The organism is Nocardia sp. NPDC004415, assembly GCF_053602435.1.
Genome location: NZ_JBSGDP010000001.1, coordinates 39,880 through 66,242, shown reverse-complemented (window position 1 = coordinate 66,242; position 26,363 = coordinate 39,880). Strand labels below are relative to the sequence as shown.

Below are 26,363 nucleotides of genomic sequence, written 5' to 3'. Positions count from 1 at the left end.
ACACACCGCGCCGTCAGTCGTCGTCGACGCCGCGCGCGGCCAGCGCCTCACCCATCGCGTCGGCGGTCCGCAGCGCCCGCACCAGGACCGGGGTGAGCAGGGCGGTCGCCGACCAGCCGACCCCGCGGGCGCGCCGGGCCTCGGCGACCTCGTGCACGATCTGGGCCAGCAGCGGCACACAGCGGATGGCCAGGGCCAGCAGCAGCGCGGTCCGCTCCGGGTCGACCCCGATTCGGCGCAGCGGGCGCAGGGCCCGGATGAGCGCGTCGAGCAGGTCGGTGACCCGGGTCGTCATGGTGACCAGGGCCGCTAGCGCGACCGAGACGAGCAGCACCGCGCACACCACCACGGCGCGGGTGGGTGAGGTGGTGAGCAGCTGGAACACCCCGATGATCACCGTCATCCACAGCACCGGCCGCAACTGGGCCAGCGCCACCCGCCAGGAGATCCGCGCGAGCGCGAACAGAGCGACCACCGCGAGCACGACCGCCGCGACGCCGGGCAGATCGCGCACGAACACCGTCATGGTGACGATCGCCAGGACCAGCCCCAGCAGTTTCACCCCGGCGGGCAGCCGGTGCAGCGGCGAGTCACCGGGCTGGTAGAGCCCGATCATGCGACGAGCAGGCGGTAGGCGTCCACCGCGTCGGCGGGGGTGCCGTCGAAGGCGACCGCGCCGTCGTCGAGCACGATGACCCGATCGAAACCGTCGAGCAGCGCGAGCTGATGGGTCACCACGATCACCTGCTGATCCAGCGAGTTCAGCGCCGCCGACACCCGCCGGGCATTGCGCAGGTCCAGCAGGGTGGTCGGCTCGTCGGCGACGAGCACCTCGGGCTCGCGGATCAGCGCCGAGCCGATGGCCAGCAGCTGCTTCTGACCGCCGGAGAGCAGGTGGGCGGGGTGATCGGCGTGCCCGGCCAGGCCGAAACGGTCGAGCATCCGGGCCACCCGCTCGGCGATCTCGGCCTTGGTCAGGCCGCTGCGCCGCAGCGAGAAGGCCAGGTCCTCGCCGACGGTCGGCATCACGATCTGGGTGTCGGGATCGGTGAAGACGAAACCGACCTTGCGCCGCACCTGGGCGCCCTTGCGCGCGGCGTCGATCCCGTCGACGGTGACCGTGCCCGTCGACGGCGCCAGCAGGCCGTTGAACATCCGGGCCAGCGTCGACTTGCCCGACCCGTTGGCCCCGATCAGGCCGACCCGGCGTTCGGTGATCCGCAGGTCGATTCCGCGCAGCACGGTCCGCTCACCGAAGCGGTGCCCGACCCCGGCGACGACGATCTCGCTCACGCGACCCGCTCAGCCACGGATCAGTCCCGGATAGGCACGGTGCACGCCCTTGGCCACCACGGTGGCGATCACGACCTTGGCCAGGTCGCCGGGCACGAAGGCGAAGTTGGTCGACACCGCCGCCCACACGCCCAGATCGGTGCGGATCAGCAGCCCGATCGTGCCGCACAGGTAGATGATCACGATGCCGCCCAGCGCGTTGACCAGCAGACCGAGCACGAGCGGGTACTTCGGCAGGATCGCGGCGGTGAGCAGGCCGATCACCAGCGTGGCGGGAATCCAGCCGAGCAGGTAGCCGGCGGTCGGCGAGGCCAGCGCGGTCAGGCCCGTGCGGCCACCGGACAGCAGCGGCAGGCCGATCATGGTCAGCGCGATGAACACGAGCACCGCGGCGGTGCCCTTGCGCGCGCCCAGTACCGCGCCGGTGAGGATCACGCCGAGGGTCTGCAGGGTGATGGGCACGCCGCTGAAGCCCACGGTGATCGCGCCGGGCAGGCCGAGGGCGGCGATCAGCCCCGCGAACACCGCGATCTGGGCCAGATCCCTGGCGGCGAATCCGGCCGCTGACTTGGGGGCATTGTCGACTTCGGGCACCGCAGACATCCTTCACAACAGAATTGAACGATGTTCAAAATAGCAGCCCAGCTGCCCGGAGAGGATTTCGCGGTCGGCGAAGATCGACTAGGATTCGGGGGTTGGAGCAACTCGGAGACAGACGCCGAGGAAGGGCCATCATGGCGATTGCGCTACAACGTTTCTCGACATTGATCGCGGCGATCTACACCGCGGGCGACGACCCGGACCGCTGGGAGGCGGTGGTCCACGAGATCACCGACACCTTCGGCGCGGTGCACACCCAGCTCGTCCTCACCGAGCCCGCCACCGGCGAGGTCTCGGTGATCACCGCGGGGACCGGCTACGGCACCACCCAGCTCGGCGCGCTCGCCGGGCGGGTCCACACGCTGCCGATCGGGGCCACCGTCACCGGCGACGACCTGTTCGCGCCCCGGGAGCGCGGCCTGCTCCCGGCCGAACCGCTCAAACCGGCCGGGCTGAGCGACTGTTTCGTCGCCCGGCTCACCGAGGAACTCCCCCCGTCCTGGATCTGCCTGGCCATGCCCGACGCCCGCGCGCTCACCGGCGAATCGGCCGCGCGCACGCTGCTCGGTGTGCTGGTCCCGCACCTGCGCGGGGCGCTGCACACCCACTCACGGCTGGTGGAACTGTCCCGGGACCGCGACTTCGCCCTGGCCACGCTGGAGAAGGCGAAATACGGGATCATGATCGTCACCGCCGACTCGGCGCTGGTCTTCGCCAACGCGATGGCCGAGGAGATCACCCAGCAGGCCGACGGGCTCACCGTCGACACGAGCGGCAGACTGCGCGCGACCGCGGCGGCGGCACCGGCCTCGCTGTGCGAGCTGATCCGCCAGGCGGCCGGACCCGAGCGCAGCAGTGGCAACATCGCCCTGCCGCGCGCCTCCGGCGGCCGACCGCTGATCGTGCGGGTCACCCCGCTCGAGGGGGTGCGCGAGGACGGTCCGTGGCAGCGCGCGGTGCTGCTGCTGGTGGTGGACCCGGAACACGATCCGGAACCGGAGCCGACCGCGCTGCACGATCTGTACGGACTCACCGATGCCGAGACGATGGTCGCGATGGGTGTGCTGCGCGGCGACGGCCTACCGGCGGTCGCCGATCAGCTGTCGGTCTCGCTGTTCACCGCGCGCACCCACCTGCAGCACATCTTCGCCAAGACCAGAACCCACCGGCAGGCCGAGCTGGTCCGGCTCCTGCTGACCAGCGCGATCTCCGCGCAGTAGCAGCCCTCCCCCTCAGATGGGATGGAATCCGACGCCGGGTCCGCCACGGTAGGCCACGTCGTCGAGGATGCGGGTGAAATTGGCGCCGACCTGCGGGCCCAGGCAGGGCACCGCGATGTAGCCGTTGACGATGGCCACCAGTGTCGAACCGACCACGACCGGCCCGCCGGAGTCACCCACGATCACGCAGATCTGGCTCAGCGTCCAGGTCGCGCCGCCGAAGACGTCACCGTAGACCAGGCCGCAGGTCTGCCCGGTGGTCCGGCCCTCCTTGCAGGCGACCGCCGGGAACTCGGCAGGCAGCCCGACCCCGGTGATCGTGGTGGAACCGACGTGGTTCACCGGGTCGACCCGGCCCGCGTCGAAGCTGATCAGGGCGTAGTCCAGCTGGTCGTTGACGAACGACACACTGCCCACGGTGCCGGCTTGCTGGTCCGCCTCGGCCGCGACACCGGCACCGGCCGCCGCGCAGTGCCCGGCGGTGAAACCGACCAGTTGCCCCGCGCCGTCGTAGCCGATGGTGGTGAGTGTGCACACCGAGCCGTCGTCGAAGACGATGCCCGATCCACCGCCGAGTGCTACCGGGGCCTGCGCGTTCGCGGTCCCGAAGCTCGCCCACGCCAGGACGAGCGCGGCGGCGAGGATCCACCATCGCCGCACCGACACAATCGGGGCACTCTCGCACCGGAGTGCGGGAGTGCCTCGGTCATTCCTGGGCTCGATCATGCGCGGGTCAGACCACGCACACCGGGTACAGAATGGGCAGGGTCACGAGAATCGGAACACAGGTCAGCAGTGCACCGGGGATCGTGATGAACGGCGACAGCACGACGGGCTGCACTTCCACGGGCACCGGTGCGACGGGGACGGGGGCAGGGTCCGCCGCGGGTGCTGCACCGGCTACGCCGGCACCGAGAGCGATCAACGGCGCACAAGCAAACACCGCGATGGTGGAGCGAATCTTGTTGTTGATCATTGCCATTCCTTAGAACTGAGGTGGCGGGTTCGTCACCTCATCCAGAACAGCACCGATGAACGGCGGGCGCGTCGTTCGAACAGATGAGATCAGTTCAGAACGGCCGCTTGGACCGGATCACCGCGGCCAGATACTCGTAGTCGTCGGCGCGGGCCGAGGAGGCGCGGAAGGCCAGCCCGATCGTGCGGCCGGGAGCGGGTGCGGCGAACCGGGCGACCTCGAGGGTGCCGCGCGCGGTCTCGGCGGCCACGGCCATCTCGGGAATGAGTGTTACTCCGAGTCCACCTGCGACACACTGCACCACCGTGGTCAGCGAGGCGGCGCGGGTGTCACCGACCGCGCCGGGGTGCACCTCGGCGCTACGGCACAGTTCCAGGGTCTGGTCGCGCAGGCAGTGGCCTTCGTCGAGTAGCAGCAGCGGCATCTCGGCCAGCACCGGGGCGGCCAGGTCGGTGCGCCCGGCCAGTTCGTGCCCGCGCGGGGTCACCAGGACGAACTCCTCGGTGTAGAGCGGGATCTCCACCAGCCCGGGCGCTTCGGTGGGCAGCGCGAGCAGCGCGACGTCGAGCACGCCGGTGCGCAGGCCGTCGAGCAGACGCGCGGTCTGGTCCTCCACCACCTGCGGCACCAGGGTGGGCAGTTTGCGGCGCAGCTCGGGTAACAGCTCCGGCAGCACGTACGGCGCGACCGTCGGGATGATGCCCATCCGTAGCACACCGCCGAGCCCGTCGCCGGCGGCCGAGGCGACGAACCGGTCGGCCGCCTCCAGGGTCGCGCGCGCCTGCGGGAGCAGCCGCATGCCCGCGGCGGTGACCAGCACCCGGCGGGTGCTGCGCTCGATCAGCTGCAGTCCCAGCCCGTTTTCCAGTGATGCCAGGGCCTGCGATAACGTGGGTTGGCTCACAGTCAAACGCGCTGCGGCGGTGCCGAAATGCCGGTATTCGGCGACGGCCACGAACGCACGCAGCTGCGACAGGGTTGGCTGATAAGTCTGATCAGTCACGCCTATCAGTGTACGACAAGCAATCGGCTTTACCTTTTAGTACGCTGGCCCCAACCACACCACGAATGAGGAGATGAGCATGGCTCTGCTGACCATCGGCGACCAGTTCCCGGCATACAACCTCAAGGCCGTCATCGGAGGTGACCTGTCGAAGGTCGACGCGCAGCAGCCCGACGACTACTTCACCCAGATCACCAGCGACGACCACGCGGGCAAGTGGCGCATCGTGTTCTTCTGGCCCAAGGACTTCACCTTCGTGTGCCCCACCGAGATCGCCGCGTTCGGCAAGCTGAACGAGGAGTTCGCCGACCGTGACGCGCAGGTCCTCGGCGCTTCGGTCGACAACGAGTTCGTGCACTTCCAGTGGCGTGCCCAGCACGAGGATCTCAAGACCCTCCCCTTCCCGATCCTGTCCGACCTCAAGCGTGAGCTGGCCACCGCCACCGGTGTGCTCAACGCCGACGGTGTCGCCGACCGCGCGACCTTCATCGTCGACCCGAACAACGAGGTCCAGTTCGTCTCCGTGACCGCGGGTTCGGTCGGCCGCAACGTCGACGAGGTGCTGCGCGTGCTCGACGCCCTGCAGTCCGACGAGCTGTGCGCGTGCAACTGGAAGAAGGGCGATCCGACCATCGACGCGGGCGAACTGCTCTCCGCCAGCGTCTGATCCACCCTTTCCCCACCGATTCACCCCAGAGGAGCCCCACTGTCATGAGCATCGAGAACCTGAAGAACTCCCTTCCCGAGTACGCCAAGGACCTCAAGCTCAACCTGTCCTCGCTCGCGCGCACCACGGTGCTGTCCGAGCAGCAGCTGTGGGGCACCCTGCTGGCCTCGGCCGCCGCCACCCGCTCGGCCACCACGCTGCGCGAGATCGCCGAGGAAGCCGCCGACACGCTGTCGGCGGAGGCTTACGAGGCCGCCCTCGGCGCCGCCTCGATCATGGGCATGAACAACGTGTTCTACCGCGGCAAGGCGTTCCTGGACGGCCGCTACGACGATCTGCGCGCGGGTCTGCGGATGAACATCATCGGCAACCCGGGCGTGGACAAGGCCGATTTCGAGCTGTGGTCGTTCGCGGTGTCCTCGATCAACGGCTGCGCGCACTGCCTCGAGGCGCACGAGAAGACCCTGCGTGAGGCCGGTGTCTCGCGCGAGGTGATCTTCGAGTCGCTGCGCGCGGCGGCCATCGTGGCCGGTGTGGGCCAGGCCGTGGCCTCGACCGAGGCGCTGGCGGGCGCCGCGGTCTGAGCCACCGTGGAACCGGGGCCCATCGGCGCGTATGCGCTGGTGGGCCCCGGTCCTTTCCTCGGGACACGACCGCGTCGTGGTTGGCCGGAGGACCGCGGACGCGCCGGTAGGCTCGCCCGCATGAACGCACATGATGTGCCCGATGCCCCGGACATCCAGGTCGAGGTCGTCCGAGTGTTCACCGATCCCGCCGGTCATCTCGGCAACGCGCTGGGCATCGCCAGGGCCGGCGACGTCGTCGCCCTCGACAAGCAGGAGCTGGCCGCGCGGCTGGGCTACAGCGAGACCACCGTCTACGAGGACCCGGTCGACGGGGTCGCCCTCGTCCGGATCTTCACTCCCACCACGGAATTGCCCTTCGCCGGGCATCCCACCGTCGGCACCGCGTGGTGGCTCGCCGAGCAGGGCCTGGCGGTGCACACCCTGCAGGTACCCGCCGGTCCCGTCGCGGTGACCCGCAACGAAGGCATCACCTGGGTCACCGCCCGCGCCGAGTGGACACCGGAATTCACCTTCCACCAACTGGATTCGCTCGACGAACTGGCCCTGCTGCGTCCCGGCGACATCACCACCGGACAGCACTACTACTGGGTGTGGACCGACGAGCCCCGCGGCGCCATCCGCTCACGAATGTTCGCCCCCGCCATGGGCATCGCCGAGGACGAGGCCACCGGCGCTGCGGCCGTCGCGCTCACCGCGCGGTTGCGGCGCGGGCTGGTGCTCACCCAGGGACTGGGTTCGCAGCTCTACACCGCCTGGGACTCCGACGGCTGGGTCCGGTTGGGCGGGCGGGTCTCCGAAGACCATGTGATGGTGCTCTAGCCACCGGGCGGGTTGCCGAAGCGGCGTAGCCACGGGGGCCGGGCGCTCCAGTGGCCGCGCCGCGGCGTGGGGGCGCCGACGTCGGCGAGGATCTTGGCCTCGAGCTGGCGTGGGGGCGGGCGCTGGTCGTCGTCGGCGAGCCGGGCGAGTACGTCGTGCACCGCCCGGACCCGTTCGGCGAACATCGACAGGCTGTGCGGGGCGGTCGCGGCGAGTTTGTTCTCGATGTGGTGGTGCTCCAGTTCGGCGACGGCGTCGAGGGCGTAGGCGTCGGCCAGTGTCAGCACCGAACCGGGCGGGCACCAGGGCGGCCGGGTTGCGCAGCGCGCCAGCCGCTGTTCGGCCAGCCGCTCGACGCCCTCGGCCAGCAGCCGGGTGACCATCGGTACGCGCAGGCCGAGTTCACGCCCGATCGCGCGATAGGTGCGGCCACCGTAGTAGGCCAGGACGAACACCTCGCAGTGACTGTCGAGCGGGTCGTCGAAACCGAGGCGGGCCGAGACCGCCAGCCACGGCATGTCCTCGCCGTCGTTGCGGTCCAGGCGCAGCCGCTGCACGGCCAGGCGGTGTACCTGGGCCAGCAGCCAGGTCTGTTCGGGACCGAACACGACGGGTTCGGGGCGGGGCGGGGCCAGGTCCGCGCCGGTGTGGTCGGGCAGCTCGTCACCGTCGCGGCCGTAGACGACGCCGCTGCCGAAGGCGAGATCGTAGGTGGGGCGGTCCAGATCATGGGTGTCGGGGCGGGTGGCGACGAAGGCCGAACGGCCCCACGGTGTTCCGAGGTCGGGGACCGGCGGGCCCGCGGGTTCGACAGGCTCGTCGGGTAATTCGTCGTCCTCGGCGGTGATCCACGGCGTCGCGCGCACGCGCCGGAACCCCTCGCGGACAACCTCTTCGGCCAGCCCGCGCCGATGCAGCACGCGCAGGGCCAGCCCGAACGCCGCCGCGCCGGTGGTGCGGTAGAGCTCGCGCACCGCCTCACGATCCTCGGCACCGGACAGGATTTCCGGGGCGGCCGCCGGTACCCCACGCCGCGCCTTTTCGGGACCACGCTGTCCATTCATCGTCGAATTCCTGTCCGCACAACGGCAATTCGCAGCCCGAGCGGTTGTGGATCGGTATTCACCGGCCGATCGCGGCGATCAGCATGAACGCGGTGCCGAAATCCATCACCAGATGCGGCACCAGCGCCGAGGTCAGCCGGTGGCCGCCGGGGGGATGTAGCCAGCGCAGCAGCCGTGGCCGGTGACCGGCGGTGCCGAGCACCAGCAGCGCGTCGAGCACGAACAGCGCGGCCAGCCCGAGTGCGGGCCACAGGGGGGCACCCGCCCCGTGTCCGGCGCCGTGCCCGCTCATCGCGTAGAGCATGGCCGCGGCCGCGACGGTGTGGTAGCCGAGCGCGAACAGGTCCTCGGTGCCGGGCAGCGCGCCGGTGCGCCACCGGAACAGCCGCTCCCCGAACAACATCGCGAAGGTCACCGTCAGCGCGATCAGGATGCCGCGCATGGCGTGCGGATCACTGCCCACCGGGAAGATCAGCATGGTCAGCATCACCAGACACATCAGCAGATGCGCCCCGTCGGCGGCGGCGTCCACCCGCTGACCGGCACGCGGGCGGGTCAACCGCCCGACCACGATCACCCCCGCGACGACGAACGCGGCGACCACCCACCACCGCACCATCCCGCTGTCCTGCACGAATTCGGCCACACCCCACCACCTTCGAGTCGACACCCGCCCCACCATGCTCGCACCGACCGCACGCCCCCACTACCGTTTCCGACCGATCCCCACCTGCGACAACGCCGTCGAACGGGCACCATGAACACATGAGCGACCCCGCCACCACGCACTGGCGCATCACCATCGACGACCTGACCGGCCCCGAGATCACCGACCTGCTGACCCGTCACCGCGCCCAGATGGCGGACAACTCCCCCGCCTGCAGCATGCACGCGCTCGACCTGACCGGCCTGCGCGATCCGGCGGTGACGGTGTGGAGCGCGTGGTCGGGTACGAGCCTGGTCGGCTGCGGCGCGCTGCGCGAACTCGCCGCGGCGCACGGCGAGATCAAGTCCATGCGGACCGCCGCCGGGCACACCGGGCGCGGGGTGGGGGCGGCGATCCTGGCCCATCTCGTCGCGACGGCACGGCAGCGCGGCTACCGGCGCGTGAGTCTGGAGACGGGGTCGAGCGCGTTCTTCGCGCCCGCGCGGCGGCTGTACCGGCGCCACGGGTTCGCCGAGTGCGGGCCGTTCGCGGAGTACGTCCTCGACCCGAACAGCCGGTTCTTCACGCTCGAGCTCGGCTGACCCGTGCCGCCCGGCGGCGTGGGCTCAGCCCAGGGCGCGGGCGAAACCGGCGGCCAGGTCGGCGACCTGGGCGTCGGTCATGACGAACGACGGGGAGATCTGCAGCGCGCCACCGCCGGCGGCGCGACCGGAGATGCCTTCGGCGCGCAGGGCTTTGACGAACCCGGGCGCCTCGGCGGGGTCGGCGAGCTGGACGGCGGCCACCGCGCCGAGACCGCTGCGGACCTCCCGGACACGGGGGTGCTCGGCCAGCGGTGCCAGGGCGGTGTGCAGGGTCTGTTCGAGGCGGGCGGCCTCCTCGATCAGGCCCTCGCGTTCGATGATGGCGAGGTTGGCCAGGGCGGCTGCGGCGGCACCGGCGTGGCCGCCGTAGGTGTAGCCGTGCCGGAACCAGACGCCGCCGCCGAAGAACGGTTCGGCCAGGTGCGGGGCGACGAAGACCGCGCCCATGGGTACGTACCCGGAGGTGAGGCCCTTGGCGGTCGTCATCAGATCGGGTTGCAGATCGAAGCGGGTGGAGGCGAACCAGGAGCCGCCGATGCGGCCGAAGCCGGTGACGACCTCGTCGGCGACGAAGAGGATGTCGTGATCGCGGCAGATCTGGCGGACCTCGGCGAGGTAGCCCCGCGGTGGCAGGTACACCCCGCCCGCGCCGATGATCGGCTCGCAGAAGAACGCGGCGATCTGCTCGGCGCCGATCTCCTCGATCAGGGCCAGCAGCGCCTTGGCGTCGTCCCATTCGACGGTGCGGGTGTCGGCGACCAGGGTGCCGTAGCCCTCCAGGTTGGGTGCCAGGCCGCCGAGCGCGGTGCTCGCGTAGTGCATGCCGTGGTAGGCCAGCCTGCGCCCGACCAGGATCGTCTTGTCGGTGCGGCCCTGCTCGAACCAGTAGCGGCGGGCCAGCTTGGCGGCGGTCTCGATGGAGTCCGAGCCGCCGGAGGTGAAGAAGATCTTGCTGCCGGGCACCGGGGCGATGGTGGCCAGTCTCTCGGCCAGTTCCTGGACCGGCGGCTCGGTGAGGTCACCGAAGTTGGAGTAGTGGGCGATGGTGCGCAACTGCGCGGCGACCGCGTCGGCGATCTCGGCGCGGCCGTGCCCGACGTTGGCGAACCACAGTCCCGCGGTGGCGTCGAGATAGCGGGTGCCCGCGGTGTCGTAGACGTAGGCGCCGTCACCCCGGGCGACGACGAACGCGCCGTCGCGGTCGACGGCACCCATATCGGCGAATCCATGCCAGAGCGCATTCATGACTCCACACTTACCCGAACCCGGGCCGGGGCGCGCGCGGACCCGCGCGGCGTCTCAGTCCGCGGACCGGCGATCACGCCACCGCGCGGGCAGATCCCCCAGCGACGCCATGGCTACCGCGAGTACCGCGAACACCACGGTGAGCACCACCAGCCCGATCACCAGCGAGACGTACCCCTGGCCGCGGGGGTCGATGAACGGGTAGGGATACCAGTCCACGATCGGGCCGCGGATCAGCGTGTAGATGCCGTAGACCAGGGGGAACGCCAGCCACCAGGCGATCAGCTCCGGGTCGGCGCGCAGCCGCCGCGGCATGGCGACCAGCAGCCAGTCCAGCAGCAGCACCAGGGGCAGGACGCGGTGCAGCACGTCGTTGATCCAGCGGTCGTTCAGCATGACGTCGACCTTGGCCAGCAGCACCGCGTAGACGACCATCGTGATCAGCATGTAGAGCGTCACCGCACCACGGAAGATCTGCCAGCGCGGCGCCTGCGGGGCGAGGACGCCACCGACGGCCAGCACCACCACCGCGAGGATGTTCGATTCGATGGTGAAGTAGCTCAGGTAGTTGATCAGCGAGAATGTCGCGGAGTCCATATTCCGCAGAGGGATCCACAACAGCGCCACCAGGCCGAGCACCGCGAACCCGATCCGGTACGCCCTGATCCACCACGCCGTGCCCGCCGCTGCGCTCATACCGGGATCGTCGCACGCGCGTACCGCCGCGACGGCCACCTCGCCCTGCGCGTCGCGGCACACCGACGATCGCGGGCGTGCGCCGTGGTGTGTCGTTGGTCTCGCCGGACCGCCCCGCGGGCGACGGGACGGAAAACCGCTGGCGGCCTTCGCTAGGCTGACAGATGCAATGACCAGGACAGCTAGCACCGGTACCCGCGCGCTGCGCACCCGCTTGGCGGAGGTCTCGCTGCGCGACGAACACCGGCTCCAGCGCAAGCTCGACCGTGCGCGCCCCGACGACCTACCCGCCCTCGAGGCCGAGATCGCCGCCGCCGCGACCCGCGTGGCCAACCGCCGCGCGGCGCTTCCGCCGATCACCTACCCCGAGCAACTGCCGGTCTCCGCGCGCCGCGACGACATCGCCGCCGCCGTCGCCGCGCACCAGGTGGTGATCGTCGCCGGCGAGACGGGCTCGGGCAAGACCACCCAGATCCCGAAGATCTGCCTGGAACTGGGCCGTGGCATCCGCGGCACCATCGGCCACACCCAGCCACGCCGCCTGGCCGCGCGCACCGTCGCCGAGCGCATCGCCGAGGAACTCGGCACCGAGCTGGGCGATGTGGTCGGCTACACGGTCCGCTTCACCGACCAGGCCTCCGACCGCACGCTGGTCAAACTCATGACCGACGGCATCCTGCTCGCCGAGATCCAGCGCGACCGGATGCTGCGCCGCTACGACACGATCATCATCGACGAGGCACACGAGCGCAGCCTCAATATCGACTTCCTGCTCGGCTACCTGAAGCAACTGCTGCCCAAGCGACCCGATCTCAAGGTGATCATCACCTCGGCGACCATCGACCCGGAGCTGTTCGCCCGGCATTTCGCCGATGCCGAGGGAACACCGGCGCCGATCGTCGAGGTGTCGGGCCGGTCCTATCCGGTGGAGCTGCGCTATCGGCCGCTGTCGCTGGAACTGCCCGGGTCCGACGAGGACGACGAGGACACCCGCGTCGTGGACCGCGACCCCACCGACGCCATCGCCGACGCGGTCACCGAACTGTTCGCCGAGGGCGACGGCGATGTGCTGGTGTTCCTGTCCGGCGAACGCGAGATCCGCGACACCGCCGACGCGCTGCGGGACCGGCGGCTGCCGCGCACCGAGGTGGTTCCGCTCTACGCGCGGCTCTCGGCCGCCGAACAGCACAAAGTGTTCACTCCGCACACCGGCCGCCGGGTGGTGCTGGCCACCAATGTCGCCGAGACCTCGCTGACCGTGCCGGGCATCCGCTATGTGGTCGACCCCGGCACCGCCCGCATCTCCCGGTATTCGATGCGCACCAAGGTGCAGCGGCTGCCGATCGAACCGATCTCGCAGGCCTCGGCCCGGCAGCGGTCGGGGCGCTGTGGCCGCGTGGCCGACGGTATCGCCATCCGGCTCTACGCCGAGGACGATTTCGAGTCGCGGCCCGCGTTCACCGAACCGGAGATCCTGCGCACCAATCTGGCCGCGGTCATCCTGCAGATGACGGCGCTGGGTCTGGGCGACATCGAGAGCTTCCCGTTCGTGGAGGCACCGGATCGCCGGGCCATCCGCGACGGCATCGCCCTGCTCGAGGAGCTCGGCGCGCTGGCGCACGGCAGCGCGAAAGCCGTGGACGGCGAAGCGCATTCGGGTGGGCATCTCACGCTCACCCCCATCGGACGCGAGATGGCCCAGCTGCCGGTGGACCCGCGCATGGCCCGGATGCTGGTGGAGGCCCACCGCAACGGCTGCCTGGACGAGGTGCTGGTGATCGTGGCCGCGCTGTCCATCCAGGACGTGCGGGAGCGACCGGTCGAACACCAGCAGGCCGCCGACACCCAGCACGCCCGCTTCACCGTCGACGGCTCGGACTTCCTGACCTACCTGCGCCTGTGGGACTACCTCACCGAGCAGCGCAAGTCGTTGTCGTCCAACCAGTTCCGCCGCATGTGCCGCGACGAGTTCCTGCACTACCTGCGCATCCGCGAATGGCAGGACCTGCACGGCCAGCTGCGCACCATCACCCGCGGACTCGGCTGGAACGAGGCGGGCACCGCGGCCCCCGGGCGCGCACAAGCCGGCGCGAAAGGCCGAGGCGATCGGCGGCGCGGCGGCGATCGGGCTGCGCGTGGCCAGGACACGAAGTCCCCGAAGGCCGGTCAGGTGAGCGAGGACGCCGAAGCGGCGATGCCGTGGCCCGCCGCGCAGATCCATCAGGCGCTGCTGGCGGGCATGCTCTCGCACATCGGTGTCCGCGAGGCCGAGTCGCGGGAATTCCTCGGCGCGCGCAACGCCAAGTTCATGATCTTCCCCGGCTCGTCGCTGGCCAAGAAGCCCCCGCGCTGGGTGATGGCCGCCGAACTCGTGGAGACCTCGCGGCTGTGGGGCCGCATCACCGCCAAGGTGGAACCCGAGTGGGCCGAGCGGCTCGCCGGGGAGCTGGTGAAACGCACCTACTCCGAACCACATTGGTCGTCCAAGCGTGGCGCCGCGCGCGCCTACGAGCGGGCCACACTCTACGGTGTGCCGCTGGTGACCGGCCGTCCCGTCGACTTCGGGCGCATCGACCCCGAACTCTCGCGCGAGCTGTTCCTGCGCCACGCCCTGGTCCAGGGCGAATGGCAGACCCGGCACGGGTTCTTCGCCCGCAACCGCGCGCTGATCGACGACGTGGCCGATCTCGAACACCGCGCCCGCCGCCGCGACATCCTCGTCGACGACGAGGTGCTCTTCGAGTTCTACGACCAGCGCGTGCCCGCCGACATCGTCTCGGTGCGCCACTTCGACAGCTGGTGGCGCAAGGCCGAACGCGAGGACCCCACGCTGCTGGACTTCTCGGCCGAGACCGTCACCAATGCCGGTGCCGCCGCGCTGGACCCGACCGACTTCCCCGACGCCTGGCGGCAGGGCGAACTCAGTTTCCCGCTGACCTACCAGTTCGAACCCGGCCGGGACGACGACGGCGTGACCGTACGCATCCCGGTCGAGCAGCTCGCCCACGTGCGCGCGGTCGGCTTCGACTGGCTGGTACCCGGGCTGCGCGAGGAACTGGCCGCCGCCTTCATCAAGACCCTGCCCAAGACCCTGCGCCGCGCCGTCGTGCCCGCGCCGGACTTCGCCACGGCGGCCCTGCGCGGGCTGACCCCGCGCGCCGAGCCGCTGCGCACCGGGCTGTCCCGGGAGCTGTCGCGGCTGGGTTCGGTGACCATCACCGCCGAGGATCTGTCCCCCACCGCGCTGCCCGATCATCTGCGGATGACCTTCGCCGCGGTCGACCGCGACGGCCGGGTACTCGCCAAGAGCAAGAATCTCGCGCAGCTGAAAACGCGCCTGGCCGAGCAGGTTTCGGCCTCGGTCGCCCGGGCCACCGCGGGAGCCGAGCGCGCGCCCGCCACGGAGTGGACCTCGGAGTCGCTGGGCTCGGTGGCCGAGACGGTGCGCCGCGAGGTGGCCGGGCAGACGGTCACCGGCTATCCGGCCCTGGTGCCCGAAGGCGAGGGCGTCGCGGTGCGCGTGCTGAGCTCGCCCGGCGAACAGGCCGCGGCCATGCGCGCGGGTGTGCGCACACTGCTGCTGGCCGCGATTCCCACCTCGACCCGCGCAGTGACCTCGGGCCTGCCCGCGGCCGACCGGCTGGCGCTGAGCCAGAATCCCGACGGCTCCCTGGACGAGCTCGTGCAGGACTGCCGGGTCGCCGCGGCCGACGAACTCATCGCGAAGGCGGGCGGGCCCGTGCGCAGCCCCGAGCAGTTCGACCAGCTCGTGGCCACCGTGCGGCCGCAGCTGGCCGGGGCCGTCGGCAGCCTGATCAGAACGGTCGCGCCGGTGCTGTCGGCGGCACACCGGGCGCGCGCGGCGCTGGCGGAGACCACCGAGACCGATATCGCCGAGGACGTCCGCCACCAGCTCGACGACCTGCTGTTCCCCGGCTTCGTGGCCGAGTGGGGCCGGGCGCGGTTGCGCGAACTCCCGCGCTATCTGCTCGCGGCGGCCCAGCGCCTGGAATCCCTGCCGGGCTCGGCAGTGCGCGACCGGCAGGGCATGGTCGAGGTGGACCGGATGCTGGCCGCCTACGACAAGCTGGTGCGGAGTCTGCCCGAGAACCGGAAGCACGCGCGCGACGTCACCGAGATCTGGTGGATGATCGAGGAACTGCGGGTGAGCCTGTTCGCACAGAAGCTGGGCACCCCGTATCCGGTGTCGGCCAAGCGGATCGAGAAGGCGATCGGCGCGATCCGGCGCTGAGCGAGGTCAGTCGGCGGATACGGCCGCCGCGGCGCGCGCGGCCCGCATCTCGGTGATCTCCCGCTCGAAATCCGCGGCGCTGGTGAAGGATCGGTACACCGAGGCGAACCGCAGGTAGGCCACCTCGTCGAGATCGCGCAGCGGGCCGAGGATGGCCAGGCCGACCTCGTGGCTGGGGACCTCCGGAGAACCCTTGGCGCGCACCGCGTCCTCGACCTGCTGGGCCAGCAGGTTCAGCGCGTCGTCGTCGACCTCGCGGCCCTGGCAGGCACGCCGGACACCGACGATCACCTTCTCCCGGCTGAACGGCTCGGTGACGCCACTGCGCTTGACCACCGACAGGATCGCGGTCTCGACGGTGGTGAACCGGCGAGCACAGGCCGGGCAGGATCGACGACGGCGGATGGCCGTACCCTCCTCGGCTTCCCGCGAATCGACTACGCGCGAGTCAGGGTGTCGGCAGTACGGGCAATGCATCCGAGGGTTCCTTCGTCGAGGCGCACTCCATGGCACTTGACAGAATACCGCTCAGGGCTGCACGAGCTGCCACTGCGTGGTCAAGTCCGCGATGATCTCCGGTAACCGGGCGATCATCCGGCCCCGATCGAGCTTGACCGTGAACGGCTCGCGATACACCCCGCCGGCGCGGGTCGCGTCGGCGACCAGGTCGAGGTGGCGGGGCACCAGGTCGGCGGTGATGTAGGCCCAGCGATCGGCCCGGTCGGCCCAGTCGAAGGCGGGTAGTGGCATGCGCAGGGCCAGCGTGGTGCCCGGTGCCCCCACCGTGACCGGCGCGTACACCCCCGGCGCCCGGGTGCCGGGTACGGCCGGTTTGCCCGCGATGGTGGTGACGTAGGTGAGCACCCGGCCCAGGCCGTCGCGGCCCGCCGCGGTGGCGTCCCACTGGTCGGCGACGATGTGGTTCTGTTCGCGGTCGGTCATCCGGAGCAGCGCGTCGGTGCGGCCCTCGGTGGTCCCGGCGTCGATTCCGGCCCACGCGGCGCGCATACCGTCGTCGAGCAGGCCCGCGGCGCGCATCTCGTCGATGCCCGCCATGCCCTCGGCGAGGTAGGCCTCGTGCATCGGCACCAGGTCGAGGAAGATGTGCTTCTGCATGATCATCAGCCGGGTCTGGTACCAGGCCAGGTCCGCGGTGGTCAGGCGCGGGCCGCGCTGGGCCAGGCCGGTGATGTCGGCGGGTACCTCGGCGAGCAGTTCGGGTGGGACCGCGCGCAGCACCTCCGCGACGGCCGTGCCCAGCTCGTGGATGCCGGCGACCGAGAGCACCCCGCCGATGTCGCCGACGTCGAAGAAGCCCGACGCGAACGAGCCGCCCGCGATGCCTGCCAGTCCCGCCCAGTAGAAGTCGGGACGCGCGGCGGCGATGCGGAAGTAGTTCACATACACCTGGGTGAAGGTGGCCGTGCCCGCGGCGACACCGCGGTAGGGCGCCCACGCGGCCAGATCGATGCCGGCGTGGTCGGCGGCGACGACGAGCCAGTACTGGTGCAGCAGGGTCGCGTAGCGCTCGGGTGCGATCCCCGCGGCCCTGGCCTCGTCGAGCGCGGCCCGCAGGGGTTCCTGGGACAGTGGCAGGGCTGGATGCAGTCCACCCCCGAATTCACCTTCGGCATTGAGGGCGGGCAGGTCGAGGAAATCGGCGTACGCCGGGCGGGCCTGCGCGGTGGGCGCGAGCAGAGTGCCGAGCAGAAAACCGAGCAACAGGACGATCGAACAGCGGCGCACGGGACCTCGCATCCGATATCGGCCGAGGCGACCGCGCCCCGGTTCGGGATGCCCGTCACGGTAGCAACGTGTTCTAGTTTTGGAACGATTTTCGTCTGGGACAGTACTGGCCGACTCGTGCGGCCGACGGTGGAAAACCTCTACTACGCAGCGCCGTCGCCGCTAGCCCTGCCCCGGGACAAGACCCCTGGACGGCACGTCCACCGGCTGTGTGATCCCCGGGACGGGCGCGTCGAGCCGCTCACCGAAACCGCCCGCGCGCAGGTGCGCCAGGCCGAGGAACGCGACGACGATCAGCGCGGTCGCCAGGGCCGTGACGGCCAGCGCGGCGAACCCGCGCTGCGCGCGCTCCACCCGCTGTAAGGGATGCGTGCCCCGCGCCGGGCGCGCGACCGGTTCCGAACCCCGGCCGTAGAGCGCCAGTTCGCTGCGCGGCCCGCGGTCGACGCGCGGCGCCGTCGCGCGCGTACTCACCCGGCGCGGGTGGCCCACGGGCCCGGGTAACGGCTCCGACCGCGGCACGGTCGCGAAGGCCAGATCCAGCTCGGCATCGGTGAGATCGAAGATCCTGGTGCGCCGTTCGGTGCGCACGAGCTCGCGCGGCGACTCGATCCGCACCGGCGCGGGTGCGGCGGTGCGCACCAGGACCGAACGAGCCTCCCGCACCGGACCGGCTCCACCGGACTCCCGCTCTACGGCGTGCGCGGCCTCCACCACCGGCGGCTCGACACGCTCGGGCCGGGTGCGCGAGGTACCGCGCACGAGTGCGAAAGGTCGTGGCGCGCGGGCGGTCCAGCGACGCCGGAGGACGGGCTCGCGACCCGGAACGGGATCGAAGGAACGCAGGGCGCCGGTCGCTGTGCTCATCGGAAGAACCTCCGGGGTGGTGTGCTCCGCTGCTGAAGAAAACCGCTGGTGAGGCGAGGACGCCTCCGGTTGTTCGAACATGTGTGCGACGAACTGATGTTCGATTTCTACCACGCGGCGGCGCCGATGTCAGCACGAAACGCCCGACATGCTCGAACAGATGTTTGATAGTTCGGCGTGGCCCGACTAGCCTCGGAAGCGCGAATTCGACCAGGGAAAGGGCGGGACAGGTGACCCACACAGACGACACGGGTGACGAAAGCACTACCGGCACCGTCACATCGGGATCCGGCGCGGATCTCACCGTGCGTCAGCGCACGGTCCTCGAGGTCATCCGTACCTCGGTGACCGAACGCGGCTATCCGCCCAGCATCCGCGAGATCGGCGACGCGGTGGGGCTCACCTCCACCTCCTCGGTGGCCCATCAGCTGCGCGCGCTCGAACGCAAGGGCTACCTGCGCCGCGACCCGAACCGGCCGCGCGCGGTGAACGTGCGCGGGCTCGACGAGGCGGTCCGTTCGGTGACCACACTGCCGGCCGAACAGCCCGACGAGGCCGCCGCGAGCCGCCCCACCCCCACCTTCGTCCCGGTGCTCGGCCGGATCGCGGCGGGCGGGCCGATCCTGGCCGAGCAGGCCGTGGAGGAGGTCTTCCCGCTGCCGCGCGAGCTGGTCGGTGACGGATCGCTGTTCCTGCTCAAGGTCGTCGGGCAGTCGATGGTCGACGCGGCCATCTGCGACGGCGACTGGGTGGTGGTGCGTCAGCAGAACGTGGCCGAGGGCGGCGACATCGTCGCGGCGATGATCGACGGCGAAGCCACCGTGAAGACCTTCAAGCGCACCGGCAAGGATGTCTGGCTGATGCCGCACAACCCGCATTTCGAGCCGATCCCCGGCAACGACGCGCAGATCCTCGGCAAGGTCGTCACGGTCATCCGCAAGATCTAGCGCACGCTCGCGTCCATCTCCCAGAGCAGCAGTTCGGCGGCGGTCACGGCGGTCACGCGGTGGCCGCCGGTCGCGGTCAGCCGTACCGCGTCGCCCTGTTCCAGCCGGCCGTGGTCCTCGTAGTCCACGGTGCCGCGTGCGACGAACACGTGTCCGTACGGCGCGTCCGGCACGATGATGGTGTGACCCGGATCGAGCCGGGCGACATGGAAGGTGGCGTGGCGGTTGCCGATGCCGATCGCGGCGTCGGCGCGATGGCGCGGCATGCCGGAGGCCACCGGGACCAGGGTGTTGCGGGCCAGGTCGCCCTCGATGTCGAGTTCCTGGTAGCCGGGTGCGGTGCCCACGGTGTCGGGCGGAATCCACATCTGCACCACGTGCAGGCGTTCGGTCTCCCGGTAGCCCGCGCCGTTGCGCTCGGAGTGGCGGATGCCGGTACCCGCGCTCATCCGCTGTGCCAGCCCGGGATGGATCACCCCGGAGTGCCCGGTCGAATCCTGATGTACCACAGTGCCTTCCAGCACCCAGGTGAGGATCTCGGTGTCGCGGTGCTGGTGGGTGTCGAAGCCCTCGCCGGGGTCGACGGTGTCCTCGTTGTGCACCAGCAGCAGGCCGTGCGCGTAGTCCTCGAGCACGAAATTGCCGGTCGCCGGGAACGACTGTTTCGAGACGAGCCATTCGTTGCGCCAGTGCCACCGGTCCGCGCCCGGGATCACCTGGACCTGCGCTGTCGTCATCGCCGTCACCTCTCACTATCCGGACTCGAGTCCGTATAGCGGGTAACCCCGCGGGCGGCGCGGGCATTCCACGCCGCCGCGCTCAGGCGGTGACCGTCACCAGGGCAGCGCACCCCGCAGGCGGCCGAACAGGCTGCGCCCGCTGTCGCGCTCGCGCTCGGTGAACAGGAACTGCAGCTCCTCTTCCAGGCCCTTGCGCACGACATCGCGCAGGTCGGCGGCCGCGCCGTCGAGATCCTCGGCCTCCAGCCACGGCGTCGGGTCGATCGGGGCGCCCGCGGAGAAGTAGAACCGCTCGGGACGCGGGATCGGGGTCGGACCGATGCCCTTGACCAGCGGCGGGTTCAGCTCGGGATTGATGCCCAGCAGTTCGCAGGTCCAGCGCAGCGGGCGCATCGCCGGATGCTGGCCGTCGAAGACGATGTCGTAGGCGTCGTCGATGCCGATCATGGCCAGCGGCACGATCGGCACACCCGCCTGGATGGCCATCCGCGCGAAACCGGTGCGGCCCTCCCACTTGAGCGCGTACTTCTCGCCCTTGCGCCGGATCGCCTCGCGGCCGCCGCCCGGGAACACCACCACGGCCTCGCCGCGTTCGAGCAACGTCAGGCAATTGGCGCGGGTACCGCGCACCGCGCCGAAGCGGTGCAGGATCTCGCGCACGCCCGGCTGCATCAGCACGTGCTCGGCCAGGCCGCGCACCAGCCGGCCGCGTTCGCGCAGGATCGCGGGCATGAGCAGCGGCGCGTCGATGCCGCCGAGCAGATTGTGGTTGGCCACGATCAGCACCGGTCCCTCGGCGGGGATGTTCTCCAGGCCGAAGAAGCGCGGACTCGTCCAGGCCCGCAGCGGCGCGAAGAACGCCTCGAAGGCCCGGATCTCCCATTCGCTCGGCGCCGGATCCAGCGGCGCCCCGTCGGAGAGGATCGGGCCGCCCTGCTCGGCCCGTCCTGTCCCTTTATCGTCGTTCGACATAACACCCTCCTGCTGTCGATACTCGACCATAGCTTCCGAAAAAGGCCGTGTCGCATCGACATTCGACCGCAAACGGTCGGCTAATCAGCGAAAAAGATCAGCTGAGCACCGGCTCGGCGGGCCCGGAATGGGCGTATTCGGACAGTGCCGCCGCCAAGGCGTGAGGCACCCGGGCACGCACCCGGGTTCCGCCTTCCTCGTGGTCGGAGGAGATGATACGGCCGTCGGCGTGGATGCGGGCGAGCAGGTCGCCGCGGCTGTAGGGCAGCAGGACCGTGATGTCGACATCGAGACCGCCGAGCACCTCGGAAAGTCGTTCGCGCAACTCCTCGATTCCGGCGCCGGTGTGCGCCGAGACGAACGCGGCGTCGGTGAGCATGCCGCGCAGCCGGGTGAGCTCGTTCGGGTCGGCCGCGTCGATCTTGTTCACCACCAGCAGTTCCGGTGGTGCCGCGGTGCCCTGCTCCTTGATCACGTCGGTGATCACCTCGCGCACGGCCTTGATCTGCTCGAGCGGCAGCGGGTCGGACCCGTCCACGACGTGCAGCAGCAGATCGGCGCCGGTGACCTCTTCCAGCGTCGACCGGAAGGCCTCGACCAGCTGGGTCGGCAGGTGGCGCACGAAACCGACGGTGTCGGTGAACACCATCTCGCGACCGTCGTCGAGCGCGGCCCGGCGGGTGGTCGGATCGAGGGTGGCGAACAGCGCGTCCTGCACCAGCAGGCCCGCGCCGGTCAGGGCGTTCATCAGGCTGGACTTGCCCGCGTTGGTGTAGCCGACGATCGCCACCGACGGCACCCCGCTGGCACTGCGGCGCGCGCGCATGGTGTCGCGGGCGGTCTTCATCTCGCGGATCTCGCGGCGCAGCTTGGCCATCCGCTCGCGGATGCGGCGGCGGTCGGTCTCGATCTTGGTCTCACCGGGACCACGCAGACCCACACCGCCGTTGGAACCGGCCCGGCCACCGGCCTGCCGCGACATCGACTCACCCCAGCCGCGCAGGCGGGGCAGCATGTATTCCATCTGGGCGAGCGCGACCTGGGCCTTGCCCTCGCGGGAGGTGGCGTGCTGGGCGAAGATGTCGAGGATCAGCGCGGTGCGGTCGATGACCTTCACCTTGACGACCTTCTCCAGCGCGGTGAGCTGGGCCGGGGTCAGCTCACCGTCGCAGATCACGGTGTCGGCGCCGGTCTCGAGGACCACGGTGCGCAGTTCCTCGGCCTTGCCGGAACCGATGTAGGTGGCCGGGTCGGGCTTGTCGCGGCGCTGGATCAGGCCCTCGAGCACCTCCGAGCCCGCCGTCTCGGCGAGCGCGGCCAGTTCGACCATGCTGGCCTCGGCCTGCGCGGAGCTGCCGGTGGTCCACACGCCGACCAGCACGACACGCTCGAGGCGCAGCTGCCGGTATTCGACCTCGGTGATGTCGGTGAGTTCGGTGGACAGCCCGGACACGCGGCGTAGCGAGGAGCGCTCGTCGAGCTGCATCTCACCGACGGTGGGTTCGGGTGCCCAACCCGGGCGCTGCATCCGCGCCGCGTGGCGGGCCAGCGCGTCGTCGACGTCGCCGCGGTCGGCGGCCACGCCGGGATCGGCCGTACCGGTGGGCTCGGCCGTGGGTTCTGTGGGGGTTTCTGGTTTCGTCATACGTTGTCCATGCTGCCACGTCACGGTGACAGCGCGCATCCGGTTATCCGCGCTCCCGCGCGTCCCACCAGGCGCGCGAGAGCGTGCCGGTGGCCAGCAGCACCGAGGGGCCGCGCAGCCAGGCGTGGCCGTCGGTGATGGTGACGCGGACCTGTCCGCCGGGTACCCGCACGGTGACCTCGCCGGAGCCCGACCCGATCGAGCGGCCCGCCGCGGTGAGCGCGGCGGCGGCCGCGGCGACGGTGCCGGTGCCGCAGGAGCGGGTCTCGCCGACGCCGCGTTCGTAGACGCGCATGTCGACGGCGTCGTCGGGGCCGAGCGCGGTGAGGATCTCGACATTGACCCCGTGCGGGAACAGGTCGGGGTCGAACCCCGGGGGCACGGTGAGGTCGAGCCCGGCCAGCGCCTCGGCGGACAGGGCGGTGTCCACGCAGGCCAGATGTGGATTGCCGACATCGATGCCGATGCCGGTCAGCGGCCGCCCGCTCAGTGTCGCGGTGGACGGGCCCAGCTCGCGGACCTCGCCCATGTCCACGGTGACCTCGCCGTCGACCGGACCGGCCGCGTGCACCACCACCGGCCGCGCGCCCGCCCGGCTGCCCACCACGTACTCGGTGGCGGTCTCCAGGCCGGAGGCGTTGAGGTAGTGCGCGAACACGCGCACCCCGTTGCCGCACATCTCGGCGATCGAGCCGTCGGCATTGCGGTAGTCCATGAACCAGTCGCCGGGGCCCACACCGGCGGGCAGCGCGTCGAGCACGCCCGCCGACACCAGTTCGGCCGCCTTGGCCACCCGCAGCACCCCGTCGGCGCCGAGCCCGCGCTGCCGGTCGCACAGCGCGGCGACGCGCTCGGGGGTCAGGTCGAGGCGGACCTGCGGGTCGGGCAGCACCACGAAGTCGTTCTGGGTGCCGTGGCCCTTGCTGAATTCGATGTCGGACACAGCCGCCATTGTCCCCTGCCGTGCGGGCGGGCCCGCTACCGGGCGAAGGTGCGCCGCTGCCGGGCGATCTCGTAGAGACCGATCGCCCCGGCCGAGGGCGCGCCCAGCGAGCTGGCGGTGCCGCCCATCGGGATGGTGACCAGGTCGTCGCAGGCGTCGGCCCACGCCGCGCTCATCCCGGAGGTCTCGTTGCCCACGACCAGGATGGTGGCCTCGGTGAAGTCGTGGTCGTAGATCGTGCTGGGCGCGCCCTCGTCGGTGCCGACGATGCGGGTGGGGATGCCGCGCGCGATCTGGCGGTCCCGGAATTCGAGGACCTGGGCGGGGCCCGCGGCGCGCAGCACCGGGACGGAGAACAGCGAGCCGGTGGAGGCGCGCACGGCCTGCGGGTCGAACTGGTCGGCGCCGTGGCCGGTGACGATCACCCCGGACGCGCCGAAGGCGTCGGCCGAGCGGATGAGGGTGCCGAGGTTGCCGGGCGAGTTCGGCCGGTCGAAGACCACCACGACCGGCGCGTCCTCCCCCGGCTCGCCCGGCGCGAACTCGGCCGGATCGGGCTGGCGCGACACCGCGACCGCGACGATCTCCGGGATGCTCGCCGCCTTCTCACCCAGTTCGGCCATCAGCTCGGGCACCAGCCCGACCTGCGGGACATCGGCGGTGTCGAGCAGTTCGCGCGCCCAGTTCGACAGATCCGGGGTGCCCAGACGGTAGAGCAGGGTCTCGAGCGGCCAGCCGTTGTCGATGGCCTGGGTGATCGGCCGCACGCCCTGCACGAGGAACCGGCCGTCACGATGACGTTTCGTCCGGTTGTTGAGATAGGCCTGCCACACCTGCACCGAGGCATTGCGGGTACTCACTCGTCGGGTCACTGCGCGGTCCGTCCTGTCGGGTCTGGTTGATCAGCGGTGAGCAGGGCCAGCGCGGTCGCGGCGAGCTCGGGGTCGGCGCCGTCGACCCAGGACACCCGGGGATCGCGACGGAACCACGACCGCTGCCTGCGCACGTACCGGCGGGTGCCGATGAGGGTGCGCTCGCGGGCGTGGGCGAGATCGTATTCGCCGTCGAGATGGGCCAGCACCTGGGCGTAGCCGATCGCGCGGCGGGCGGTCTGGCCCTCGCGCAGGCCCGCGTCGAGCAGTGTGCGGACCTCCTCGACCAGGCCGGTGTCGAACATGAGGGCGGTGCGCGCCTCGATGCGGGCGTCCAGCGCGGCGGTCTCCCGGTCGACGCCGAGGATGCGGGTGTTCCAGCGCGGGGCGCCGATGGTGGGGGCCGAGGCGGCGAACGGCTTGCCGGTCAGCTCGACGACCTCGAGCGCGCGCACCATCCGCCTGCCGTCGGTGGGCAGGATGGTGTCCGCGGCGACCGGGTCGGCCGCGCGCAGCGCCGCGTGCACGGCCGCGACCCCGCCCTCGGCCAGCAGCGCCTCCCAGCGCGCCCGCACCTCGGGATCGGTGGCGGGGAAATCCCACTGGTCCAGCAGGGCCTGCACGTACATCATCGAGCCGCCGACGACGACCGGCACGTGCCCGCGCGCCAGGATGTCGGTGACCACGGCCACCGCGGCGCTCTGGTAGGCCGCCACCGTGGCGGTCTCGGTGACGTCGAGGACGTCGAGGAGGTGGTGCGGGATGCCCCGGCGCTGGTCCGGGGGCAGTTTCGCGGTGCCCACGTCCATGCCGCGGTAGAGCTGCATCGCGTCGATGTTGACGATCTCGCCGCCGAGCCGTTCGGCGAGGTCGAGGGCCAGGTCGGACTTGCCGGTGGCGGTCGGGCCGACGACGGCGAGGGGACGGTCGAACCCGCTGGTCACCGACCGTCACCTTCCTGTCCGCAGGGATGCCACACGCTCACGTCGTAGCCGACGCCGTAGGGAGCGCCCTGGTAGAGGGTACGCACCCGCGGGTCGGCGGGATCACCGGCGAACAGCCCGCCCAGCGCCTGGTAGGCGGCGCGACCGTCGAGCACCAGTTCCACGCACAGCGCGGGGTCGAGCGCGGCCAGCCCGGCGCGCGAACCGGTGCGCAGGGCGGTGTCGAGAGCGGTCTGGACGGGTGCGGCGCGGTCGTCGAGGTAGCCGGGGGCCGCCAGGGTCAGGGTGGCGGCGCCGTCGGCGAGGACCAGCACCGCGTGCGGGGCCGGGTCGGCGTCGAGTTCGGCGCGCAGCGCGGCACCGGCACGCAGGCATTCGGCGGGTGTGGTGTCGGCGGCCAGCAGCCGGGCCTGGATCGAGATCGTGGGCGCGACCTGTTCCCGCAACCATCCGGCGACCAGCACCGGCAGCGGAAGCTGGGCGTCTGCTGGAGCGGGCGGAACCGAGGCGGGGCCCAGCCCGACGACGACATCGGCGCCGAACCCACGGAAGGTGCCGGTGGTCGCCGGACCGAAGTTCCCGTCGCGCTCGCCGACCCCGAGCACGGTCCAGCGCTCGGCCACGGCGGCCAGCGCGGTCGCCGCGTCGAAGGCGGCGGTGCGCAGCGCCACGACCGGGTCGCCGGGATCGGCGCCGGGCGCGGGCGCACGTCCGCACAGTTCGGGCACCAGCATCGGCGGCGACGGGACCAGGGCCGCTATCGAGAACACGCGGTAACCGTAGCCGTACGGCGCGCGGGGCCCCGCACCCGGCGCACGGTGACCCGGTGGTGGACTGCGAGTGTCCGGCGCGGTGATACCGGCCGGGATTGCTAGTGTTTTCTGGTGCGACTACCCACGTCGCCCGGGACGAAATCCCAGGAAATGCGGCATCCGATCCCCCGGATCGATGGTTTCCTCGGCGCGAACCGGGTTCAATGGGATGTGCTAGGGCGTAACCAGGCAGCCGTGACGC

The 26,363-nt window shown here is 71.1% G+C and carries 27 protein-coding genes; 7 read left to right on the top strand and 20 right to left on the bottom strand.

The window, feature by feature from the left end:
• Positions 1–13: 13 nt before the first annotated feature.
• Genes ACWEMY_RS00340 through ACWEMY_RS00330 form a run of 3 tightly spaced genes read right to left on the bottom strand, consistent with a single transcriptional unit; the run spans position 14 to position 1,896 of the window.
• Complete coding sequence (locus ACWEMY_RS00340) at positions 14–616, bottom strand: energy-coupling factor transporter transmembrane component T family protein (RefSeq protein ID WP_452388239.1); 603 nt, start codon at positions 614–616, stop codon at positions 14–16.
• Positions 613–1,293 carry an energy-coupling factor ABC transporter ATP-binding protein gene (locus ACWEMY_RS00335; RefSeq protein ID WP_452388238.1) on the bottom strand — a complete coding sequence of 227 codons (681 nt, stop codon included), beginning with the start codon at positions 1,291–1,293 and terminating at the stop codon, positions 613–615. The genes ACWEMY_RS00340 and ACWEMY_RS00335 overlap by 4 nt, the downstream gene beginning before the upstream one ends.
• A 9-nt stretch (positions 1,294–1,302) precedes the next feature.
• Positions 1,303–1,896 carry a biotin transporter BioY gene (locus ACWEMY_RS00330; protein WP_375929081.1) on the bottom strand — a complete coding sequence of 198 codons (594 nt, stop codon included), beginning with the start codon at positions 1,894–1,896 and terminating at the stop codon, positions 1,303–1,305.
• Positions 1,897–2,027: 131 nt separating this feature from the next.
• On the opposite strand from ACWEMY_RS00330, the gene ACWEMY_RS00325 reads away from it, so the two are divergent.
• Positions 2,028–3,113 carry a helix-turn-helix transcriptional regulator gene (locus ACWEMY_RS00325; protein WP_375929083.1) on the top strand — a complete coding sequence of 362 codons (1,086 nt, stop codon included), beginning with the start codon at positions 2,028–2,030 and terminating at the stop codon, positions 3,111–3,113.
• Between the two features lie 12 nt (positions 3,114–3,125).
• Here the strand turns inward: ACWEMY_RS00325 and ACWEMY_RS00320 are convergent, their stop codons facing one another.
• The 3 genes from ACWEMY_RS00320 to ACWEMY_RS00310 form a co-directional block, all read right to left on the bottom strand.
• Positions 3,126–3,779: a serine protease gene (locus ACWEMY_RS00320; RefSeq protein ID WP_452388237.1), complete on the bottom strand. Its 654-nt coding sequence runs from the start codon at positions 3,777–3,779 to the stop codon at positions 3,126–3,128.
• 67 nt (positions 3,780–3,846) lie between these two features.
• On the bottom strand, positions 3,847–4,089 hold the full coding sequence (locus ACWEMY_RS00315; RefSeq protein WP_278264009.1) for a hypothetical protein: 243 nt from the start codon (positions 4,087–4,089) through the stop codon (positions 3,847–3,849).
• Between the two features lie 94 nt (positions 4,090–4,183).
• Entirely contained in the window at positions 4,184–5,092 is a 909-nt protein-coding gene (locus ACWEMY_RS00310; protein WP_375929087.1) for a hydrogen peroxide-inducible genes activator, read from the bottom strand.
• A gap of 79 nt (positions 5,093–5,171) precedes the next feature.
• Here ACWEMY_RS00310 and ACWEMY_RS00305 point away from each other — a divergent pair, with 79 nt between their 5' ends.
• The 3 genes from ACWEMY_RS00305 to ACWEMY_RS00295 all read left to right on the top strand — a co-directional run bounded on the left by ACWEMY_RS00305 (position 5,172) and on the right by ACWEMY_RS00295 (position 7,165).
• The gene (locus ACWEMY_RS00305; RefSeq protein ID WP_375929089.1) at positions 5,172–5,759 is read left to right on the top strand and encodes a peroxiredoxin; all 588 of its coding nucleotides are present in this window, start codon (positions 5,172–5,174) and stop codon (positions 5,757–5,759) included.
• Positions 5,760–5,803: 44 nt separating this feature from the next.
• Entirely contained in the window at positions 5,804–6,343 is a 540-nt protein-coding gene (locus ACWEMY_RS00300) for a carboxymuconolactone decarboxylase family protein (protein WP_375929090.1), read from the top strand.
• Positions 6,344–6,463: 120 nt separating this feature from the next.
• Positions 6,464–7,165: a PhzF family phenazine biosynthesis protein gene (locus tag ACWEMY_RS00295; protein ID WP_375929091.1), complete on the top strand. Its 702-nt coding sequence runs from the start codon at positions 6,464–6,466 to the stop codon at positions 7,163–7,165.
• Here the strand turns inward: ACWEMY_RS00295 and ACWEMY_RS00290 are convergent.
• Together ACWEMY_RS00290 and ACWEMY_RS00285 are read right to left on the bottom strand one after the other, a co-directional pair.
• Complete coding sequence (locus tag ACWEMY_RS00290) at positions 7,162–8,229, bottom strand: RskA family anti-sigma factor (protein WP_452388236.1); 1,068 nt, start codon at positions 8,227–8,229, stop codon at positions 7,162–7,164. The two genes, ACWEMY_RS00295 and ACWEMY_RS00290, sit on opposite strands and share 4 nt — an antisense overlap.
• A gap of 58 nt (positions 8,230–8,287) precedes the next feature.
• Positions 8,288–8,875, bottom strand: a complete 588-nt coding sequence (locus ACWEMY_RS00285; RefSeq protein ID WP_452388235.1) for a DUF5134 domain-containing protein — start codon at positions 8,873–8,875, stop codon at positions 8,288–8,290.
• A 119-nt stretch (positions 8,876–8,994) separates the two neighbouring features.
• Here ACWEMY_RS00285 and ACWEMY_RS00280 point away from each other — a divergent pair, with 119 nt between their 5' ends.
• On the top strand, positions 8,995–9,477 hold the full coding sequence (locus ACWEMY_RS00280; protein WP_452388234.1) for a GNAT family N-acetyltransferase: 483 nt from the start codon (positions 8,995–8,997) through the stop codon (positions 9,475–9,477).
• A gap of 24 nt (positions 9,478–9,501) precedes the next feature.
• Here the strand turns inward: ACWEMY_RS00280 and ACWEMY_RS00275 are convergent, their stop codons facing one another.
• On the bottom strand, positions 9,502–10,725 hold the full coding sequence (locus tag ACWEMY_RS00275) for an aminotransferase family protein (RefSeq protein WP_375929095.1): 1,224 nt from the start codon (positions 10,723–10,725) through the stop codon (positions 9,502–9,504).
• Between the two features lie 54 nt (positions 10,726–10,779).
• Positions 10,780–11,421: a Pr6Pr family membrane protein gene (locus tag ACWEMY_RS00270; protein WP_452388233.1), complete on the bottom strand. Its 642-nt coding sequence runs from the start codon at positions 11,419–11,421 to the stop codon at positions 10,780–10,782.
• 169 nt (positions 11,422–11,590) lie between these two features.
• Here ACWEMY_RS00270 and hrpA point away from each other — a divergent pair, with 169 nt between their 5' ends.
• A complete protein-coding gene (gene hrpA / locus ACWEMY_RS00265; RefSeq protein WP_452388232.1) occupies positions 11,591–15,673 on the top strand; it encodes an ATP-dependent RNA helicase HrpA in 4,083 nt (1,360 codons plus the stop codon).
• Between the two features lie 6 nt (positions 15,674–15,679).
• On the opposite strand, the gene nrdR is transcribed toward hrpA, so the two are convergent.
• The 3 genes from nrdR to ACWEMY_RS00250 all read right to left on the bottom strand — a co-directional run bounded on the left by nrdR (position 15,680) and on the right by ACWEMY_RS00250 (position 18,286).
• Positions 15,680–16,150, bottom strand: coding sequence for a transcriptional regulator NrdR (nrdR, locus tag ACWEMY_RS00260; RefSeq protein WP_375929098.1), 471 nt, complete (start codon positions 16,148–16,150; stop codon positions 15,680–15,682).
• A 51-nt stretch (positions 16,151–16,201) separates the two neighbouring features.
• Positions 16,202–17,431, bottom strand: a complete 1,230-nt coding sequence (locus tag ACWEMY_RS00255; protein WP_452388231.1) for a hypothetical protein — start codon at positions 17,429–17,431, stop codon at positions 16,202–16,204.
• 150 nt (positions 17,432–17,581) lie between these two features.
• Positions 17,582–18,286 carry a hypothetical protein gene (locus ACWEMY_RS00250; RefSeq protein ID WP_452388230.1) on the bottom strand — a complete coding sequence of 235 codons (705 nt, stop codon included), beginning with the start codon at positions 18,284–18,286 and terminating at the stop codon, positions 17,582–17,584.
• Between the two features lie 230 nt (positions 18,287–18,516).
• Here ACWEMY_RS00250 and lexA point away from each other — a divergent pair, with 230 nt between their 5' ends.
• Positions 18,517–19,233 (top strand): transcriptional repressor LexA, encoded by a 717-nt coding sequence (gene lexA / locus ACWEMY_RS00245; RefSeq protein ID WP_452388229.1) that lies wholly within the window; start codon positions 18,517–18,519, stop codon positions 19,231–19,233.
• Here the strand turns inward: lexA and ACWEMY_RS00240 are convergent.
• The 7 genes from ACWEMY_RS00240 to ACWEMY_RS00210 form a co-directional block, all read right to left on the bottom strand.
• Entirely contained in the window at positions 19,230–19,970 is a 741-nt protein-coding gene (locus ACWEMY_RS00240) for a pirin family protein (RefSeq protein WP_452388228.1), read from the bottom strand. The genes lexA and ACWEMY_RS00240 overlap by 4 nt on opposite strands.
• A gap of 96 nt (positions 19,971–20,066) precedes the next feature.
• The gene (locus ACWEMY_RS00235) at positions 20,067–20,945 is read right to left on the bottom strand and encodes a lysophospholipid acyltransferase family protein (RefSeq protein ID WP_452388227.1); all 879 of its coding nucleotides are present in this window, start codon (positions 20,943–20,945) and stop codon (positions 20,067–20,069) included.
• Positions 20,946–21,042: 97 nt separating this feature from the next.
• Positions 21,043–22,473 carry a GTPase HflX gene (hflX, locus tag ACWEMY_RS00230; RefSeq protein WP_375935299.1) on the bottom strand — a complete coding sequence of 477 codons (1,431 nt, stop codon included), beginning with the start codon at positions 22,471–22,473 and terminating at the stop codon, positions 21,043–21,045.
• Positions 22,474–22,633: 160 nt separating this feature from the next.
• Entirely contained in the window at positions 22,634–23,524 is an 891-nt protein-coding gene (dapF, locus tag ACWEMY_RS00225) for a diaminopimelate epimerase (RefSeq protein WP_375935301.1), read from the bottom strand.
• 44 nt (positions 23,525–23,568) lie between these two features.
• Positions 23,569–24,405, bottom strand: coding sequence for a TrmH family RNA methyltransferase (locus ACWEMY_RS00220; protein ID WP_375929104.1), 837 nt, complete (start codon positions 24,403–24,405; stop codon positions 23,569–23,571).
• Positions 24,402–25,349: a tRNA (adenosine(37)-N6)-dimethylallyltransferase MiaA gene (miaA, locus tag ACWEMY_RS00215; RefSeq protein WP_375929105.1), complete on the bottom strand. Its 948-nt coding sequence runs from the start codon at positions 25,347–25,349 to the stop codon at positions 24,402–24,404. Before miaA ends, ACWEMY_RS00220 begins: the two co-directional genes overlap by 4 nt.
• Positions 25,346–26,119 (bottom strand): hypothetical protein, encoded by a 774-nt coding sequence (locus ACWEMY_RS00210; RefSeq protein ID WP_452388226.1) that lies wholly within the window; start codon positions 26,117–26,119, stop codon positions 25,346–25,348. Before ACWEMY_RS00210 ends, miaA begins: the two co-directional genes overlap by 4 nt.
• Between the last annotated feature and the right edge of the window lie 244 nt (positions 26,120–26,363).

Excerpts from the sequence above, each read along its gene's own strand:
- ACWEMY_RS00295 (WP_375929091.1), top strand. The coding sequence starts at position 6,464 with ATGAACGCACATGATGTGCCCGATGCCCCGGACATCCAGGTCGAGGTC.
- ACWEMY_RS00330 (WP_375929081.1), bottom strand. The coding sequence starts at position 1,896 with ATGTCTGCGGTGCCCGAAGTCGACAATGCCCCCAAGTCAGCGGCCGGA.
- ACWEMY_RS00250 (WP_452388230.1), bottom strand. The coding sequence starts at position 18,286 with ATGAGCACAGCGACCGGCGCCCTGCGTTCCTTCGATCCCGTTCCGGGT.
- ACWEMY_RS00315 (WP_278264009.1), bottom strand. The coding sequence starts at position 4,089 with ATGATCAACAACAAGATTCGCTCCACCATCGCGGTGTTTGCTTGTGCG.
- ACWEMY_RS00240 (WP_452388228.1), bottom strand. The coding sequence starts at position 19,970 with ATGACGACAGCGCAGGTCCAGGTGATCCCGGGCGCGGACCGGTGGCAC.
- ACWEMY_RS00340 (WP_452388239.1), bottom strand. The coding sequence starts at position 616 with ATGATCGGGCTCTACCAGCCCGGTGACTCGCCGCTGCACCGGCTGCCC.
- ACWEMY_RS00275 (WP_375929095.1), bottom strand. The coding sequence starts at position 10,725 with ATGAATGCGCTCTGGCATGGATTCGCCGATATGGGTGCCGTCGACCGC.
- hrpA (WP_452388232.1), top strand. The coding sequence starts at position 11,591 with ATGACCAGGACAGCTAGCACCGGTACCCGCGCGCTGCGCACCCGCTTG.
- ACWEMY_RS00290 (WP_452388236.1), bottom strand. The coding sequence starts at position 8,229 with ATGAATGGACAGCGTGGTCCCGAAAAGGCGCGGCGTGGGGTACCGGCG.
- ACWEMY_RS00255 (WP_452388231.1), bottom strand. The coding sequence starts at position 17,431 with ATGCGAGGTCCCGTGCGCCGCTGTTCGATCGTCCTGTTGCTCGGTTTT.
- hflX (WP_375935299.1), bottom strand. The coding sequence starts at position 22,473 with ATGCAGCGCCCGGGTTGGGCACCCGAACCCACCGTCGGTGAGATGCAG.
- ACWEMY_RS00270 (WP_452388233.1), bottom strand. The coding sequence starts at position 11,421 with ATGAGCGCAGCGGCGGGCACGGCGTGGTGGATCAGGGCGTACCGGATC.
- ACWEMY_RS00280 (WP_452388234.1), top strand. The coding sequence starts at position 8,995 with ATGAGCGACCCCGCCACCACGCACTGGCGCATCACCATCGACGACCTG.
- ACWEMY_RS00300 (WP_375929090.1), top strand. The coding sequence starts at position 5,804 with ATGAGCATCGAGAACCTGAAGAACTCCCTTCCCGAGTACGCCAAGGAC.
- ACWEMY_RS00325 (WP_375929083.1), top strand. The coding sequence starts at position 2,028 with ATGGCGATTGCGCTACAACGTTTCTCGACATTGATCGCGGCGATCTAC.
- ACWEMY_RS00305 (WP_375929089.1), top strand. The coding sequence starts at position 5,172 with ATGGCTCTGCTGACCATCGGCGACCAGTTCCCGGCATACAACCTCAAG.
- ACWEMY_RS00235 (WP_452388227.1), bottom strand. The coding sequence starts at position 20,945 with ATGTCGAACGACGATAAAGGGACAGGACGGGCCGAGCAGGGCGGCCCG.
- nrdR (WP_375929098.1), bottom strand. The coding sequence starts at position 16,150 with ATGCATTGCCCGTACTGCCGACACCCTGACTCGCGCGTAGTCGATTCG.